14 protein-coding genes are annotated in these 16,021 nt (G+C 59.3%); 8 read left to right on the plus strand and 6 right to left on the minus strand.

What is annotated here, in order from left to right:
- The first annotated feature begins 36 nt into the window (after nucleotides 1–36).
- From EOI86_RS15955 to EOI86_RS15985, 7 genes are all read left to right on the plus strand, one after another.
- Nucleotides 37–1,035 carry an adenylate/guanylate cyclase domain-containing protein gene (locus tag EOI86_RS15955; RefSeq protein ID WP_127766145.1) on the plus strand — a complete coding sequence of 333 codons (999 nt, stop codon included), beginning with the start codon at nucleotides 37–39 and terminating at the stop codon, nucleotides 1,033–1,035.
- 360 nt (nucleotides 1,036–1,395) lie between these two features.
- Nucleotides 1,396–1,950: a F0F1 ATP synthase subunit delta gene (locus EOI86_RS15960; protein ID WP_127766146.1), complete on the plus strand. Its 555-nt coding sequence runs from the start codon at nucleotides 1,396–1,398 to the stop codon at nucleotides 1,948–1,950.
- Nucleotides 1,951–1,953: 3 nt separating this feature from the next.
- A complete protein-coding gene (gene atpA / locus EOI86_RS15965) occupies nucleotides 1,954–3,483 on the plus strand; it encodes a F0F1 ATP synthase subunit alpha (RefSeq protein ID WP_127766147.1) in 1,530 nt (509 codons plus the stop codon).
- A 67-nt stretch (nucleotides 3,484–3,550) separates the two neighbouring features.
- Nucleotides 3,551–4,438, plus strand: coding sequence for a F0F1 ATP synthase subunit gamma (locus EOI86_RS15970; RefSeq protein ID WP_127766148.1), 888 nt, complete (start codon nucleotides 3,551–3,553; stop codon nucleotides 4,436–4,438).
- 81 nt (nucleotides 4,439–4,519) lie between these two features.
- Complete coding sequence (gene atpD / locus EOI86_RS15975) at nucleotides 4,520–5,941, plus strand: F0F1 ATP synthase subunit beta (RefSeq protein WP_127766149.1); 1,422 nt, start codon at nucleotides 4,520–4,522, stop codon at nucleotides 5,939–5,941.
- Nucleotides 5,942–6,001: 60 nt separating this feature from the next.
- Nucleotides 6,002–6,415 (plus strand): ATP synthase F1 subunit epsilon, encoded by a 414-nt coding sequence (atpC, locus tag EOI86_RS15980; RefSeq protein ID WP_127766150.1) that lies wholly within the window; start codon nucleotides 6,002–6,004, stop codon nucleotides 6,413–6,415.
- A gap of 39 nt (nucleotides 6,416–6,454) precedes the next feature.
- Nucleotides 6,455–7,264, plus strand: a complete 810-nt coding sequence (locus tag EOI86_RS15985; protein ID WP_127766151.1) for an acyl-ACP desaturase — start codon at nucleotides 6,455–6,457, stop codon at nucleotides 7,262–7,264.
- A gap of 39 nt (nucleotides 7,265–7,303) precedes the next feature.
- Here EOI86_RS15985 and EOI86_RS15990 read toward each other — a convergent pair whose 3' ends face one another.
- From EOI86_RS15990 to gpmI, 6 genes are all read right to left on the minus strand, one after another.
- Nucleotides 7,304–8,242: a putative metalloprotease CJM1_0395 family protein gene (locus tag EOI86_RS15990; protein WP_127766152.1), complete on the minus strand. Its 939-nt coding sequence runs from the start codon at nucleotides 8,240–8,242 to the stop codon at nucleotides 7,304–7,306.
- Nucleotides 8,243–8,422: 180 nt separating this feature from the next.
- Complete coding sequence (locus EOI86_RS15995; RefSeq protein ID WP_127766153.1) at nucleotides 8,423–8,917, minus strand: RNA pyrophosphohydrolase; 495 nt, start codon at nucleotides 8,915–8,917, stop codon at nucleotides 8,423–8,425.
- Between the two features lie 140 nt (nucleotides 8,918–9,057).
- A complete protein-coding gene (locus tag EOI86_RS16000) occupies nucleotides 9,058–10,284 on the minus strand; it encodes a divergent polysaccharide deacetylase family protein (RefSeq protein ID WP_127766154.1) in 1,227 nt (408 codons plus the stop codon).
- 232 nt (nucleotides 10,285–10,516) lie between these two features.
- Nucleotides 10,517–11,869 carry a S41 family peptidase gene (locus EOI86_RS16005; protein WP_127766155.1) on the minus strand — a complete coding sequence of 451 codons (1,353 nt, stop codon included), beginning with the start codon at nucleotides 11,867–11,869 and terminating at the stop codon, nucleotides 10,517–10,519.
- A gap of 79 nt (nucleotides 11,870–11,948) precedes the next feature.
- A complete protein-coding gene (locus EOI86_RS16010; protein ID WP_127766156.1) occupies nucleotides 11,949–13,331 on the minus strand; it encodes a murein hydrolase activator EnvC family protein in 1,383 nt (460 codons plus the stop codon).
- A gap of 2 nt (nucleotides 13,332–13,333) precedes the next feature.
- Nucleotides 13,334–14,917, minus strand: a complete 1,584-nt coding sequence (gene gpmI / locus EOI86_RS16015; protein WP_127766157.1) for a 2,3-bisphosphoglycerate-independent phosphoglycerate mutase — start codon at nucleotides 14,915–14,917, stop codon at nucleotides 13,334–13,336.
- 349 nt (nucleotides 14,918–15,266) lie between these two features.
- On the opposite strand from gpmI, the gene EOI86_RS16020 reads away from it, so the two are divergent.
- Nucleotides 15,267–15,764, plus strand: a complete 498-nt coding sequence (locus EOI86_RS16020) for a hypothetical protein (protein WP_127766158.1) — start codon at nucleotides 15,267–15,269, stop codon at nucleotides 15,762–15,764.
- Nucleotides 15,765–16,021 lie beyond the last annotated feature (257 nt).

Here is a 16,021-nt window from a genome sequence, read left to right on the forward strand (position 1 = left end):
CTGAGACACGCCGTTTGCCGTCTGGGGAGGGCTGGAATGAACAGAATCGTTAGCTTCGGCGTTTTCGGCGCGATTGTCGGTATCTTGTATACGCAGATCGTCTACGGCGTCGATGTGACCGGTGCCGTGCGCGGGGCCTATGTCGGGACGGTGATCGCCTCTCTTGCGGCGGTATTTGAGGTTTTCGGCGCCAAGGGCCGATGGAAGCGTTTCTTCCTGACCGTCCCGTTTGCCCTCGCGCTTGTCCTGCGCACGGCCATCTACACCTCGATCATTCTGGGGGCGCTGATTTCCCAACATCTCGTCGCACCCAACGAGGATGGGCCATTCCTGGCGTTCTTGCTGGAAACCCGAACCGATGTCGTCTTCTCGTTGATTGCGGCTTTCGTGTTCAATTTCGTTTACGCGATCCACGAATTGCTGGGGCCGAAGGTCCTGATTCGATATCTGATTGGCCGTTACCATCGGCCGACGCGGGAGGAGCGCGTATTCCTGTTTCTGGATATGGTTGGCAGTACCAGGCTGACGGAGGAACTGGGCGACATCACCTTCCACGCCATGCTGAACGATTTCTATATCGACCTGACGGACCCTATTCTGCAGCGGCGCGGCGAAATTCATCGCTATGTCGGGGATGAAATGGTTGCTTCCTGGCCGGTGAGGGACGGGTTGCGAAACGCCAACTGCATATTGGTCGTCGGCGAAATTTTCGGGGCACTGGAAGCCCGGCGGTCATACTACGAGGAAACCTATGGCGTGTTTCCGACATTCCGTGCGGGGCTGCATTTGGGGCCCGTGGTGATCGGGGAGATGGGGGCAGCAAAAAAAGAATTCGTTTTCGTCGGTGACGCGGTGAATGCGACGGCGCGGATCGAGCAGGCTTGCCGAACGTTCGGCAAGGATGTCATCGCGTCTGGAGAATTGATCGATCGCCTCGGCTCGCCCCCCGGCGTGGAGGTCGAGGATCTGGGCGAGTTCGAGCCGCGGGGACGCAGCCACAAGATGCGCATTTTCGCCCTCAGCTACGCGCGTTGAACGGCCCCGGGCCGTCCGGATCGGCAAATACGCAACCGCTTTTTCGACGGCAATTCCAGACGGCAATACCAAATAGTGAAATCGCCTGGAAAATAAAGGGTTTCCGAAGCCGCCCCGCTAGCTTGAACAGGCCAAGTCCCTATGCTACATCCACGCCGCGCGGAGAGTTCCGGGTGCGTGCGGATATAAGGAAATTTCCGGTTTTTGCTGGCGAACCTGCTCGAAAAAGGTTGCGTCCGGCGGCTGGGTTCCTATAAACGGCGGCGCGCGCGGGATGAATACCCGCCAATAAGTCTTTTGGGGAAGTTCGCGACGGATTTTCGGGTCCGGGCGAACCAGCAAAACAGGGGTCTCCATATCGTGGCTGCCAAAGGTGGTGTGAACGAAATCGCCGCTCGCTACGCGAAGGCGCTGTTCGACCTCGCGGACGAGCAGAAAGCGCTGGATCCGGTTGCAGAGGATCTCCGCACAGTTCAGCAGCTGGTTTCCGAAAGCGACGATCTGCGTCGCATGGTGCGCAGCCCGGTGATTTCACGGGGCGATCAGGGCAAGGCGATCTCCGCCATCCTTGATAAGGCGGGCACCTCGGAATTGACCGGCAAATTCATCGGTTATCTCGCATCCCAACGCCGACTGTTCGCGTTGGGCGCGATTACGAAGGCTTTTCTTGCCGAATTGGCCAAGCGTCGGGGTGAAGTGACGGCGGAAGTGGTTTCCGCCCGTTCGCTAAGCGACGCGCAGGTCGAAGCGGTGGAAGAGGCCTTGAATAATGTTGTCGGCGGCAAAGTTGCCGTGGAACATCGGGTCGATCCCTCCTTGATCGGTGGGCTGATCGTAAAGGTCGGCAGCCGCATGGTGGATTCGTCCATGGCGACGCAATTGCAGAAACTCAAGCTTGCGATGAAGGGGGCTTAGGGCATGGAACTCCGGGCCGCGGAAATTTCCGCAATCCTAAAGGACCAAATCGCGAATTTCGGCACTGAAGCGGATGTGGCCGAAGTTGGCCAAGTTATTTCCGTTGGTGACGGGGTCGCGCGCGTTTATGGGCTCGATAATGTCCAGGCCGGTGAAATGGTCGAATTCCCGGGCGGCATCAAAGGGATGGCGCTCAACCTCGAATCCGACAATGTCGGTGTCGTTATCTTCGGTGACGACCGTGACATTAAGGAAGGCGATACGGTCAAACGGACCGGCGACATCGTGGACGTTCCCGTCGGCAAAGGCCTGCTTGGACGCGTCGTTGATGGCCTCGGCAACCCGATTGACGGCAAAGGCCCGATCGAAGGTGACGAACGCCGCCTCGCCGAAGTGAAGGCACCGGGCATCATCCCGCGCAAGTCCGTACATGAACCGGTGCAGACCGGCCTGAAGGCGCTCGACGCCTTGGTGCCCATCGGCCGTGGTCAGCGCGAACTGGTCATCGGTGACCGTCAGACCGGGAAGACCGCCGTCATCCTGGACACGATCATCAACCAGAAGCCGATCAATGAAGGCAACGATGAGTCGAAGAAGCTGTATTGCATCTACGTCGCCATCGGTCAGAAGCGTTCGTCGGTTGCTCAGGTTGTGAAGACCTTGGCCGACAACGGTGCGCTGGATTACACGATCGTCGTCGCGGCGACGGCCTCCGATCCGGCCCCGCTGCAGTTCCTGGCGCCGTATACCGGTTGTGCCATGGGCGAATACTTCCGTGACAACGGCATGCACGCCGCGATCTTCTACGACGATCTGTCGAAGCAGGCGACGGCTTATCGCCAGATGTCGCTGCTGCTTCGTCGTCCGCCGGGCCGTGAAGCTTACCCGGGTGACGTGTTCTACATCCACTCGCGTCTGCTGGAACGCGCCGCGAAGATGAACGACGAAAACGGTGCAGGTTCCTTGACCGCGTTGCCGGTCATCGAAACCCAAGCGAACGACGTGTCGGCCTATATTCCGACTAACGTGATTTCGATCACGGACGGTCAGATCTTCCTGGAAACGACGCTGTTCTATAAGGGTGTTCGCCCGGCCATTAACGTCGGTCTGTCGGTCAGTCGTGTGGGTTCCGCGGCGCAGACGAAGGCGATGAAGAAGGTCGCCGGCTCGATCAAGCTGGAGCTTGCGCAGTACCGTGAAATGGAAGCCTTCGCGCAGTTCGCGTCGGACCTCGATGCCTCGACCCAGCGGTTGCTGGCCCGTGGTGCGCGCCTGACGGAATTGTTGAAGCAGCCGCAGTATCAGCCGCTGAAGGTGTCCGAGCAGGTCGTCAGCATCTATGCCGGTACCAAAGGTTATCTGGACAAGGTTCCGGTCGCTGAAGTCGGCCGGTACGAAAAGACTTTGCTGGATCACATGCGGGCTGACTATGCCGACGTGATGAACGAAATCGACAATAGCGGTCAGCTGACCGAAGAAGCCGAAGAGAAGATCAAGGGCGCGCTGGAAGCGTTCACCAAGACCTTCGCCTGATCGGGCGAAGGGGGTCTTCGAAATCGGATTTGTCGAAAGTAGCGGTCGAAAGGGCAAGGGTGGCTAGATGGCCAACTTGAAGGAACTAAAAGCGCGGATTTCCAGCGTGAAGTCCACGCAGCGCATCACCTCCGCGATGAAAATGGTCGCGGCGGCGAAGCTGCGCAAAGCGCAGGACATGGCCGAAGCGGCCCGGCCGTATGCTGAGCGGATCGAGCGTATGCTGGGTTCGTTGGCTGCTGGGGCTTCCTCTTCCGGGGCGCCGGCCATGCTGACCGGTACGGGTAAGGACGACACCCATCTGCTGGTTATCGTGACGTCCGACCGCGGTCTGTGCGGTGGCTTCAACGGCTCGATCATCCGCGCCGTGCGCAGGCGGATCATTGAACTTCAAGCCGATGGCAAGACGGTCAAATTGCTGATCATCGGCCGCAAGGGCGTCGGCCTGCTGCGGCGCGAGTTCCGCGATTTGTTCGTTGAAGTATACGAAGAACTCGCCAAGCCGATCCCGACTTTCGAGGGCGCGGCGACGGTTGCGGACAAGGTCACGACGATGTTCGAGGCCGGTGAGTTCGACGTTTGTACGGTCTATTACAACAAGTTCGTGTCGGCGCTGACGCAAGTCGTCACACCGCTTCAGTTGATTCCCTTCGCCGTTCCAGAAGGCGAAGAAGAACAGCCGACGGTGGGCGGTGCTCAGGCGATCTACGAATTCGAACCGGAAGAAGAAAAGATCCTTGCGGCCCTGCTGCCGAAGAATCTGTCCACCCAGATTTACCGTGCGATGCTGGAAAGCTTCGCGGGTGAACAGGGCGCGCGGATGACGGCGATGGATAACGCGACCCGAAATGCCGGTGACATGATCAACAGTCTGTCGATCACCTATAACCGGACGCGTCAGGCGCAGATCACCAAGGAACTGATCGAAATTATTTCTGGCGCGGAAGCGCTGTAAAACTGAACACCAGCCCGGAAGATGATCCGGGCGGGCCCTGATGGACCAGCGGGCCCAGAGCTGAGAACTAGGAGCGGACTTATGGCGAAGAACACTGTCGGTCGGATTACGCAGGTGCTTGGCGCCGTCGTTGATGCGCATTTTGACGGCGACTTGCCGGCGATCTTGAATGCGGTGACAACCACGAATAACGGGCAGCCGCTTGTTCTGGAAGTCGCGCAGCATCTGGGCGAAAACACCGTGCGGACGATCGCTATGGACACGACCGAAGGTCTGGTTCGCGGCCAGGAAGTGACAGACACGGGCGCCCCGATCTCCGTTCCCGTCGGTCCTGAAACGCTGGGCCGTATCATGAACGTCATCGGCGAGCCGGTTGACGAACGCGGCGAAGTTGCGACGAAGCAGCGCGCCCCGATCCACCGCGCCGCGCCAGACTATGTCGACCAGGCGACGGAAACGGAACAGCTGGTCACCGGTATTAAGGTCGTCGATTTGCTCACGCCCTATCCGAAGGGCGGTAAGATCGGCCTGTTCGGCGGCGCCGGCGTCGGCAAGACCGTTCTGATCATGGAGCTGATCAACAACATCGCGAAGGGCCACGGCGGTTACTCTGTTTTCGCCGGTGTTGGTGAACGTACCCGTGAAGGGAACGATCTGTACCATGAAATGATGGAATCCGGGGTTATCAACCTGGAAGGCGACTCCAAGGTGTCGCTGGTCTATGGCCAGATGAACGAACCCCCGGGCGCCCGTGCCCGTGTCGCTTTGACCGGTCTGACCCAGGCGGAATATTTCCGTGATGAAGAAGGCCAGGACGTGCTGTTCTTCGTCGATAACATCTTCCGCTTCACCCAGGCCGGTTCCGAAGTGTCCGCGCTGCTGGGCCGTATTCCTTCGGCGGTTGGTTATCAGCCGACCCTGGGCACCGATATGGGCGCCATGCAGGAGCGAATTACCTCCACGAAGAAAGGGTCGATCACCTCGGTGCAGGCCGTGTACGTGCCGGCCGATGACTTGACCGACCCGGCGCCGGCCACGACCTTCTCACACTTGGATGCAACGACCGTTTTGTCGCGTTCGATCGCGGAGCTGGGCATCTATCCGGCGGTGGATCCGCTCGACTCGACGTCGCGCATCCTTGAGCCGGGCACGGTGGGCGAAGCCCATTACCGCGTCGCGCGCCGCGTTCAGGAAACCCTGCAGCAGTACAAGGGCTTGCAGGAAATTATCGCCATTCTCGGCATGGACGAACTGTCCGAAGACGATAAGCTGACGGTCGCACGCGCCCGTAAGCTGCAGCGCTTCCTGTCGCAGCCGTTCCACGTCGCGGAAGTCTTCACCGGTTCGCCGGGTAAGTACGTCGAACTGGAAGACACGATCAAAGGCTTCCAGGAAATCATCGACGGCGAGCACGACGATCTTCCCGAAGCGGCTTTCTACATGGTCGGTTCCATCGAGGAAGCGATCGAGAAGGCACAAAAGATGGCGTCGGAAGCGGCCTAAGGCTCTAAGGTCTCAGGTTTTCGCAGCTGTAGTTCGACACGGGGTATGGAGTAACATTCGATGGCCGAAAAGGTGGCGTTCGATCTAGTCTCACCGGAGAAGCTTCTGCTCTCCGAAGAGGTTGAAATGGTCGTACTTCCCGGCGTTGAAGGCGATATCGGCGTGTTGCCCGGCCATGCACCGGTCATCACACAGATCCGCATGGGCACAATCTGCGTGTTCGAAAACGGGCAGGTGGTGAAGCGTCTTTTCGTCGATGGCGGGTTTGCCGAGGTAATGCCTGAACGTTGCACAGTCCTTGCGGAACAGGCTACATCGTTGGAAGATATTGAAACTTCCGCGGTCGAACAGCATATCAAGGACTTGCGGGACGAATTGTCCTTGGCGGACAGCGCCCATGAGCGCGCCGCGCTCGAAACCGCGATTGCGGTCGAAAATGGCAAGCTGGAGGCGGTAAACCATCCTGTTTACTGACCGCCGGCGTGAACGGTTGGTCGAAACTGGGGTGAGTATATGACGGCGCACTGGTCGCTAGAAGATATCGAATGGGATCGTTTTGATCCCGCCAAGGTCGATCCCGAAGTCCTGAAACTCGTCAAAGCCGCCTCGCTTGTCGAACATAACGGCAGCGAATACACAGACTTTCTGTGCAAGGTCTTTGATGGGGATCCAGAATTCCTGCCGGACGTGCGACGCTGGGGCGTCGAGGAAGTGCAGCACGGCAAAGCGCTCGCCAAATGGGCCAAACTTGCCGATCCCGAATTCAATTTCGACACTGCATTCGCCCGTTTCGTCGAAGGCTACCGGCCGTTCGAGGACGGCGCCAATGCGTCGAAACGCGGGTCGCGGACCGGCGAGCTCGTTGCCCGCTGTATTGTCGAGACCGGAACCAGTTCCTATTATACGGCCATCGCCAAACGTACGGATGAACCGGTCCTCGCCCAGATTTGCCGTAAGATCGCTGCTGACGAATTCCGGCATTACAAACTGTTTTACGATCACATGCGCCGGTACCAGAAAATCGAGGGCCTGGGTCGTTTCGGCCGTTTGCGCGTTGCACTGGGACGGCTTGGGGAAACAGAAGACGACGAATTGGCCTATGCCTATTACGTTGCGAATTCCAATCCCGACGTCCCTTACGATCGTGTCCGGGATGCCCGCGATTACACCACCCGCGCATTCGGGCAGTACGGTAAGGAACATGTCATGCGGGCCGCGTCGATGATGCTGAAGGCTGTCGGGGTCCCGTCCAACGGGTATCTGGCCAAGGCCATCGGCAATATGGGCTGGGTGTTCCTGCGCCGGCGCGCCGCTGCCGGCTGAGTCCTTCAACCGCTATTTCGTGCCGACCGGATCGTGAAATCACGCAATCACGTTGAGTAATTCGCCGTTCGTGGTGACCGGTGCGGACACGGTTGTCGCGCCGAGAATCAAGGCAGGAATGGGGGCTGCTGCAGCATCTGCGGGCTGACTGCCCGGAATCCCTTCCGCAGCACCGGGTTGAAGTCCTTCCGCCCGCTGCTGGGCCTCTCGGCGTTGTTCGGCGGCGGCCTGTCTTTCTTCCAATTCCAACTCACTCTGCTCACGCCGTGCTTCGGTAATCCGCTGTTGCGCGATTGCAGCGACCCGTTGATCCTGTGGGCTGGGATTCGCTGGGGCCAGCGCGGCGCGCCGGACGATTTGCATCTTTTGGATGGTCGCTTCCGGGTTCCCGGGGATGGGTGCGGCATCGATCTGAACATCGCCGCCGATAGCATAAAGGCGTCCATTGGGGCCGCGCGTGTAATCGTAACTGGGCGCCCCGGCGTATGGCCCACCGGCCGCGGCATGTGCCTGTTCATGCCGTTTGATTTCCGCGTCGGTCCTTTCGAGCTCGGCAACAACTTGCTGCTGCTCCGGCGTCAATCCGTCCGGGCTGAGTGCGCTGCCGGCTTGCGCTGTTACAGTGGCGCCTTCGTTGGCGCCTTCTTCACCGTTTTCCCCGGTTTCCCCGCCGCCTTCGGCAGAGGCTCGCCCGGACGTATTGGTTGCGGGGCTATCTTGCCGGTCGTCGCTGTCCTGAAGCTGCGATACCAAACCTGCGGTCAAGCCGGTCAGGCCGGCAAGCGCCAATCCGGTCAATGGATCGACGGCGGAGGCGCCCTGTGATGCCGCTGACTGTTCTATTGCAGAAGAGGAGGCCGCCGAAACCGCGGACACAGTTGACCGTTCACCGTTTTCCACAGTGTTGGTCGCCGCCGATTGCCTTGTGCTGAACCCGGATGGCGCGAGAATAGGGACCAGCACACCAAGATCACTCATGGACGCGGTTTCTACCCTTTTGCGGGGATTTCTTCGCCCGCCTACTCACACAGACTGATTTTTAACGACAAAACCTGTCCTGATGTCAAGAAACGGTGCGCAAGTACGGTAGCAGGGGAGTGTCGTAGGGGTAGTTCAGCAAAATTTGGCTATTTCTCGACTCTAGTCGCCCTTCAGTGCCTAGTCGCCCGGCAAGGCCACGTCCTTAAATTCGCTGACAACCTGTTCGTAGGTATCCCGTTTGAATGGGACGATCAGGTCGGGAAGATCCGCGATCGCTACCCAACGATAGGCCCCGAATTCCGGTGTATGGAAGTCCAGGTCGATATCCGAATCGACGCCCTGAAACCGCATGGCGAACCAGCGTTGTTTTTGCCCGCGGTAGCGCCCCTTCCAAATTCGGCGGGAAAGGCCGGCGGGCAGATCGTAATGCAGCCAGCGGTCGCTCTCTCGGATCAGGCGCACCTTTTCGGGCGCGATGCCGGTTTCCTCCTGGACTTCACGGAAAGCTGCCTCGGCCGGGCTCTCTCCGTGGTCGATACCCCCTTGCGGCATCTGCCAATGATCACCGGGTACATCAATGCGGTTTCCGACGAAAACCTGCCCCGCAGTGTTCAACAGCATAACACCGACGCAGGGTCGGTACGGTCGGTCATCGGTTCCCCCGCCGGCCATTGATCATGTCTCCCCATTTTTTCAGGCGTTTGCGCGCTTTCCGCCTAGCCTACAGATCAGCCGTTAGCGGGCAAGCGATAGCTTGGGGAAGGGCAACGTTGCTTGCCGACGATTGTCTGGAAAAAGATAGGACGGGCGTATCAGCTTGCAGTTCGCTCGGCGATTATGCCGGACAGGGGTGTCACCGCGAATCCGCTTTCGGTAAGGCTACGCATCCAAATGCGGATCCGGTCCAGGGTGACCGGGTAGGGGCGGCCGATGGCGATCACCGATCCATTGGCGCGGGCCAGCGATTCGGCAAGCTTCAATTGTTTCAGAACGGCGGCGCGTCCCAGTTCGATATCCAGAATCAAATCGGCTTGGGCCGCGGGCACACCCACCGCATCGGCGGAACGAAGGGCAATCGAGGCGGCGGTCTGCTTTCCGTCGAGATAAAGAAGTCCGCGGCTTCGCAAGTCGGCCATCAATGGTTTTACGGAGCGGGGATTGGCGACGAAGCCGCTGCCTTGATAACCGACCAAGCCGACATAGCCTGTCGCCCGGCTCATGATCCATTCCAGGCGGCGGATGTTCTGCTCCGCATCCAGTGAGTTCATCAGGGCGAAGGGGCCGGGATCGCTGCGCGGGAAGTCCCGCGGTTCCATCGGCAGGGTCAGCAAGACTTCATGACCCGCGTCCCGCGCCTTTTGGATCCAGTCTTCCACATTCCGGGAATAAGGTGCGAACGCCAAGGTGACGGGGCCCGGCAGTTGAATGGCCTGTTCGGTGCGACGGGAATTGATGCCCAGATCCGTCAGCACGATCGCGATGCGCGGCCGGGTTTCCAGAACGCCGTAGGGCCGGCTGTAAACCCGCCAGGGCATGCGCCCGTCCGCGCCGATAATGGGGAGCGGGCCAACGGCGCTTTCTTCTATCAGACCGGGGTCGGGGTGCGGTTGCAGCAACTCCCCCAATCCGTCGGGACCGGGGGGTGCGGCGGCGTCAGTTGCGGTTTGGCCGCTTGCTTGGTCGTTTGCGCTGATCTGCTGGTGGCCGTCGCCTTCCTGGTGCCCGGGGGGCGCCGCAGACCCGCCATGATCGCCGGCGCCGGCAGTCTCGTTCAGGTTCCGAACCGTGATCTTGTCCGCTTCCAGGGAAACCTTAGGGCGGTCTTCGCGGATTTCCGCAAGGATCTGATCTTCCGAGGTGATCAGATAGGCTGCGACCCCGCCGATGGAGCCGATGAGGAGGAGATAGGCCGCGATGACGGCGATCCAGGGCATGCGTTTCTGGAACGCCGTGGGTTCCAGGTAGCTGGTATCGTCCGGATCGAAGGCCGGGGTGTCTTCTTCCTGCTTTTTGCGCAAGAAGGGAAGGTTCTCGAACACCTTGCCCCTCAGAGACGCGGGAAGGCGTGGCGTCGGCAGAGACGGACGCTTCAACGGCGGAATCTTCAGTGGAATCTTCAGTGACTCTCACCCTCGTTTTGACATCGCGTCCAACCGTAGCGGAGCCGGATCACTGCCGCGCCTAGTCAAATGGCCCGGCAGTGTCACTTGCCCTGCAGCATCACAACACTCTGCAGACCGGCTGAACCGTCATCCAACGGACCATGTCGGATCAGTTCGCTTCCCGATTACGATACAAGGCGATCCCGTGCATCAAGTCCAGCGCCCTGGCGAGCTGATAATCCTGAAGATTGCTGGATTCGACGGTTTCGTCCACGTCCGCATCCGTTGAGGAGTCTTCGGTGCCGCCATTTCCGGCATCTGCGCCGTCGCCGTCCTGGTCATTGGTAAGGGCGCCGCGCAAGTCGGCCTCGCTCCGCAGTTTGCCGCTTTCGAGCACTTCCACGCGCGCGCGCTCCACCAAGATGTCCGGTGAAATTCCCTTCTGCTGGATCGACCGCCCACTCGGTGTGTAGTAGCGCTGTGTCGTCAACTTGATGGCGGTTCCGGGGCGGCTCAACTGCATGATCGTCTGAACCGATCCTTTCCCGAAGGATTGCGTGCCCAGGACAATCGCCCGGCCATGGTCCTGCAGGGCACCGGCGACGATTTCCGACGCACTGGCAGATCCGCCATTGATCAAAACGATCAGCGGCAGACCGTCGATCTGGTCGCCGGGCGTTGCGTGATAGCGCTGGGCGTTTTCCGGGTCTCGGCCACGGGTGGAGACGACTTCGCCCTTCTCCAGGAATGTGTCGGAGACGGAAATAGCCTGGTCCAGCAATCCCCCCGGATTGCTGCGAAGGTCAAGGATGAACCCTTTCAGGTCTTCCCCGGCTTCTTCCTTGATCGATGCGATCGCCTTATCGAGGCCGGATTGGGTCTGACCGGTGAAGCTGGAAATGCGAAGATAGCCGATATCCCCGCCCTCAATCCGGTGGCGGACGGATTGAACCTTGATCCGATCGCGCGTCACCGTTGCCTCGAAAGGTTCCTGATCGCCGCGAAGGATGGTCAGGACGATATCGCTGCCGACTTCGCCGCGCATTTTTTCGACCGCTTCGCCCAGGGTCAAACCCTGCACGGCGACACCGTCCAACTCGGTGATCAAGTCGCCGGATTGAATGCCGGCCCGGAAGGCCGGCGTATCGTCGATTGGCGCCACGACACGGACGTAACCGGTTTCATCCAGGGTCACTTCGATGCCGAGGCCGCCAAATTCGCCGCGGGTCTGCTGGCGGATCGACTGGAAATTCTTCTGGTTCAAATAGCTTGAATGCGGATCCAGGTTGCGCAGCATGCCTTGAATGGCTGCCTCCAGCAGTTCCTCGTCCTCAACCTCTTCGACATAGTCTTTGCGGATGCGTTCGAAGACTTCACCGAACGAGTCCAGCAATTCGTATGTATCGGGCTTGCTGTCTTCGTCCTGAGCCCAGGCACCGCCGGCACCCAAGAATGTGCCGCCGCCGAGGAGGGTGGCGCCAAAGCCTATGGCAAAGAGGGTGGTACGAACGCGTTGCATCATGTCCTGGCCTTCATTCGTTTTGTGGGCTTTCGGTCGGTGCCTATATGTAGTGCGTTTGCGGTCCGATTGCAGTCCGTTTTCACGTCTTGGACTTGAGTTCGGTCGTTTGCGCCGGCAGCTCGCCGTCCTTTGCTGATATCCATCGTAATGGATTAACCGGTTGGCCGTTGCGACGCAATTCAACATACAGTTCCGGTCGGGTCGCGTCTGCCGCGCCATCATCGGCTTTTAGTCCCATGGCGCCGACCGGTTCTCCCGCCAGCACCCATTGTCCGGCCGCTACGTCGATCCGCGACAGGCCGGCCAATACGGAATGATATCCGTCGGAATGTTCGATTATCAAGATCAGGCCCAATTTCCGGAACGGCCCGGCAAAGGCGACCTTGCCGTCGAAGGGGGCGGTTATCTGCGCCTCCGGCCGCGCCTGAATGACGATTCCCTTGCTGGTATGGCCAAAACCGGTGTCTTGGCCATAGCGGCGGAGTACTTTACCGCTGACCGGGCGGTTGATCGTCCCGCTTGCCGGGAAGGGGCGTAGCCCCACCGGCGGCGATGTCAATGCGGCAACAGCGGGTTCCTCGGCCCCGGGACCGGGTTGATTGGGGGGTGCCGGGGCGGCTTTGCGGGGAGCCGTGACCGCCGATGCGGTGGGCGCTGATTGTTGAGCCGGGTCCCCCTTGGGCAAGTTGGAGAGTTTGGCCACCAGATCTTCAAGACTGGCTGCCTGTTTAACCAGTTTCGCGACCCGGTCGTTTGCCGCTTGGACCTCGGCATTCGCGCGCGCCATCAAGGCTTTCTTCTCCGCAACCAAGGCATTCAATTTCTTGCGATCACCGGCCAAGTCGCGTTCTGCGTCGCCCAATTCCGTCAGCTTGTCCAAAATATCCACTTCGACCGCGTCCAAGGCGCCCAATTCGTCGCGCAGGACGTCCGCCTGGTCACGCAAGGTGGGAACCGAGGTGCGAAGCAGCAATGACCCGCGCACGGCTTGCAGAGGGCCACCCGGCTGGAACAGAACGCTTTGCGGCGGATTGCGAGACAGGCGGGTCAGGGCGCTCAATGTGCCTGAGAGTTGTCGGCCGCGCTCCCGCAGGGCGGCGGTGCGGCGTTTCTTTTCCGCGGCTAGTTGGTCCAACTGACCTTCCAGATTTGTGATGATGTCTTCCCGTTCCTGGGTGTCCTGGGCCGCATGGATCAGTTTTTGCCGAAGCTGCTGCAGATCCTTCGCCAGGATTTCGCGTTGTTCCGCCAGGGCACGCTTCTCCTCACGCGCCTTTTGCAGTTCCTGCTGTGTACGCTTCAACGTCTCGACGCTGTCCTTTGCCTGCTGGGCGAAGGTGGGCGTGGATCCGGCGGTCGCAACGGAGAAGAAAAGTAGCAAAGCGGCGATGGCACTGCCGCGAAGAGACAATGGTCGCCCTGTTGTCGATGGATCGCGCGGATGGGCGGCTGCGCGGCTCACCTCTACTCGGCCGCCGCCCGGCTGGGATGGGGAAGGTCGAGTAACGAGACGCCGGTCATCTGGGGTGGCTGTTCGATCCCCATCAATGCCAGCAATGTCGGCGCCAAATCGGCCAGGCGTCCTGACTTGATGGCGGGGATATCTTCCGCACCAACCAGGATCAGCGGAACACGGTTCATGGTATGTGCCGTATGTGCCTGGCCTGACGCCGGGTTGACCATCATTTCTGCGTTGCCGTGATCGGCTGTGATCAACATGACGCCGCCGGCGCGGAGAACGGAGTCCCGCAACCGGCCGAGGCAACCGTCGACGGTTTCCACCGCCTTTATCGCCGCGTCGACATCCCCTGTATGGCCGACCATGTCCGTATTGGCGTAGTTCACGACAATCAGGTCGTAGACACCGCTATCGATCGCATGCACCAGTTTGTCCGTCACTTCAGCAGCGGACATTTCCGGTTGTAAGTCATACGTCGCGACTTTGGGCGAAGGCACCAGAATGCGGTCCTCGCCGTCGAAGACCTCTTCGCGCCCGCCGTTGAAGAAAAAGGTGACATGGGCGTACTTTTCCGTCTCCGCGATCCGCAATTGCTTTAGAGACTTTTGGGAGACGACCTCACCCAACGTAGCGGGTAGGTCTTCCGGCGGGAACAGAACGCCCATCATGCCGGCCAGGTCGGATGAATACTCGACCATCCCGGCGACAGCGGCGAACCGAACCGGGTGCTCGTCCGGCAGGGCATCGAAATCGGGATCGATCATCGCATGGAGAATTTCCCGGGCACGGTCGGCACGGAAGTTCATCATCAAAATGCCGTCGCCATCCACCATTCCACGGTAGTCGGCAATGACCGTCGGCAGGACGAATTCATCGGCTTTGCCCGCTTCATAACTGGTTGCAACGGCGTCGGTGTCGGACGCGGCGGTTTCGCCTTTGCCGTCGCGGATGGCATCCCGCGCCAAGCCGACGCGGTCCCAGCGTTGATCCCGGTCCATCGCGTAGAAGCGTCCGACAACGGTCGCGACCGTTGCGTCGGGCGCTGCCGCATGGAAAGCCTTCAGATAGTCCAGCGCGCTTTTCGGCGGGGTGTCCCTGCCGTCCAAGATAGCGTGAATGGCGACGGGAATGCCCTGGTCTTTCAATATATTGGCCAGGGCCGCGATATGGTCCTGATGGGCATGAACGCCACCGGGGGACATCAATCCAATCAAATGTGCCGTGCCGCCGCTTTCCTTCAAGTCGGCTACGAAACGTTTCAATTCCGAAAGCGCGGTGATGGCCCCGTCGGCGATCGCGGCGTCGATCCGCGGCAGGTCCTGCATCACCACGCGGCCCGCGCCGATATTCATATGGCCGACTTCGGAGTTGCCCATTTGCCCCGACGGCAATCCAACGAAACCTTCCGACGCGTCCAATTGCGCTGTTGGGCAATCAGCCCGCAATGCATCGAAGACCGGGGTGTCGGCCATGGCGATGGCGTTGTTTTCGCGGTCAGGGCTGTCGCCCCACCCATCGAGGATGCAAAGAACGGCAGGTCGCCGGGCCGTGCGATGCGCGGGGGCGTCGGGGGTCGTGTTCGCAGTCATGCGGATGTCTCGTTACTCTGTTCAGCCAAAAATAGCGGCTTTATAAAGAAAAATGGGTATTATCGTGTATTTTTTAACCCGATACCCTTGATTTCATGTTATGGCTTTTCCCAGTTTATATAGGAGCCGAGGCGCTCAATAAAGTACCGGAGGGGCGAATAACCCCCATAACGGATTAACAAAGCGGCAAGTGAAGTTTCGTTCGGTTGAACTAAATCCAAACTGTTTGGGGTTACCTTTGTACTAGAGTGCCTCCTTACACCGGACCGGAAATGCATATCCTGGGGGATGACAATCAAAACCCGAATGCGCGTTTCACCTGCTAAAAAAGAGAAGAGGGGACAAAACAGTGGCACAAACCGACGACGTGGATTTCGCGGTCCTGGGATCGGCGGCGCTCGCCATGAAGTGCTTTCAGCGAGAAGTAGAAAAGCTGGCGGAAAAATCCGCAAAGAGCTCTCCGAGCGACGTTAGTCAGCTCGCAAGTTTTCCCGCCTATTCGATTTTGCTGTTCATGCTCGAATACGATGCGGCCGGTTTGAATCAGAAGAAGCACCAAGGCCTTCTGAAAAAGTTCGGCGTCGATACCGCCGGCAACCTGAAAACCTATCCGCTGTTGAGCCAGTCGGCGCTGTTTGAAATTTTCGGCGGTCTCGGCCTTTCTCGGGAATCCATCCGGCGCTTGTTGATCCTGCTGTCGGATTACGGACTGCTCGAACGGACCAGCAAAGGCCCTCCGTTCCCCGACCAATTGGGGATCTCGAAGGAAGGCGGTCGGCTAATGCGCCGGGCTGCCAAAAAGCTCACCAAGGACATGGATAAGTCGAAACAGTTCGGCTACCTGTAGCATCCAAGGTTTCGACCTTCAGGTTGCGGCGCGACGGCTTTGTTGTCGCGCCGCTTCTGTTTTTACGCGAAGGTTTGTAGAGATTACCGCAGCGGACAGGCATCCATTTCACTATTCTAAAAATATATCCCGGTTAGACTTTGAAGTTCCGTTCAATATCAGATGATTGTGACAAAATGTGGAATTATTACAGTCTAATTAGTTTTAGTGACATTAATAATATCTTAAAAACTAACATTCTTAAGTTCCCTAAATAT

This window comes from Hwanghaeella grinnelliae, assembly GCF_004005845.1.
GTDB classification, from domain to species: Bacteria; Pseudomonadota; Alphaproteobacteria; order UBA8366; family Aestuariispiraceae; genus Hwanghaeella; species Hwanghaeella grinnelliae.

Coding starts and splice junctions, on each gene's coding strand:
- EOI86_RS15955 (WP_127766145.1), top strand. CDS start 37: ATGAACAGAATCGTTAGCTTCGGCGTTTTCGGCGCGATTGTCGGTATC.
- atpA (WP_127766147.1), top strand. CDS start 1,954: ATGGAACTCCGGGCCGCGGAAATTTCCGCAATCCTAAAGGACCAAATC.
- EOI86_RS15970 (WP_127766148.1), top strand. CDS start 3,551: ATGGCCAACTTGAAGGAACTAAAAGCGCGGATTTCCAGCGTGAAGTCC.
- atpD (WP_127766149.1), top strand. CDS start 4,520: ATGGCGAAGAACACTGTCGGTCGGATTACGCAGGTGCTTGGCGCCGTC.
- atpC (WP_127766150.1), top strand. CDS start 6,002: ATGGCCGAAAAGGTGGCGTTCGATCTAGTCTCACCGGAGAAGCTTCTG.
- EOI86_RS15985 (WP_127766151.1), top strand. CDS start 6,455: ATGACGGCGCACTGGTCGCTAGAAGATATCGAATGGGATCGTTTTGAT.
- EOI86_RS15990 (WP_127766152.1), bottom strand. CDS start 8,242: ATGAGTGATCTTGGTGTGCTGGTCCCTATTCTCGCGCCATCCGGGTTC.
- EOI86_RS15995 (WP_127766153.1), bottom strand. CDS start 8,917: ATGGCCGGCGGGGGAACCGATGACCGACCGTACCGACCCTGCGTCGGT.
- EOI86_RS16005 (WP_127766155.1), bottom strand. CDS start 11,869: ATGATGCAACGCGTTCGTACCACCCTCTTTGCCATAGGCTTTGGCGCC.
- gpmI (WP_127766157.1), bottom strand. CDS start 14,917: ATGACTGCGAACACGACCCCCGACGCCCCCGCGCATCGCACGGCCCGG.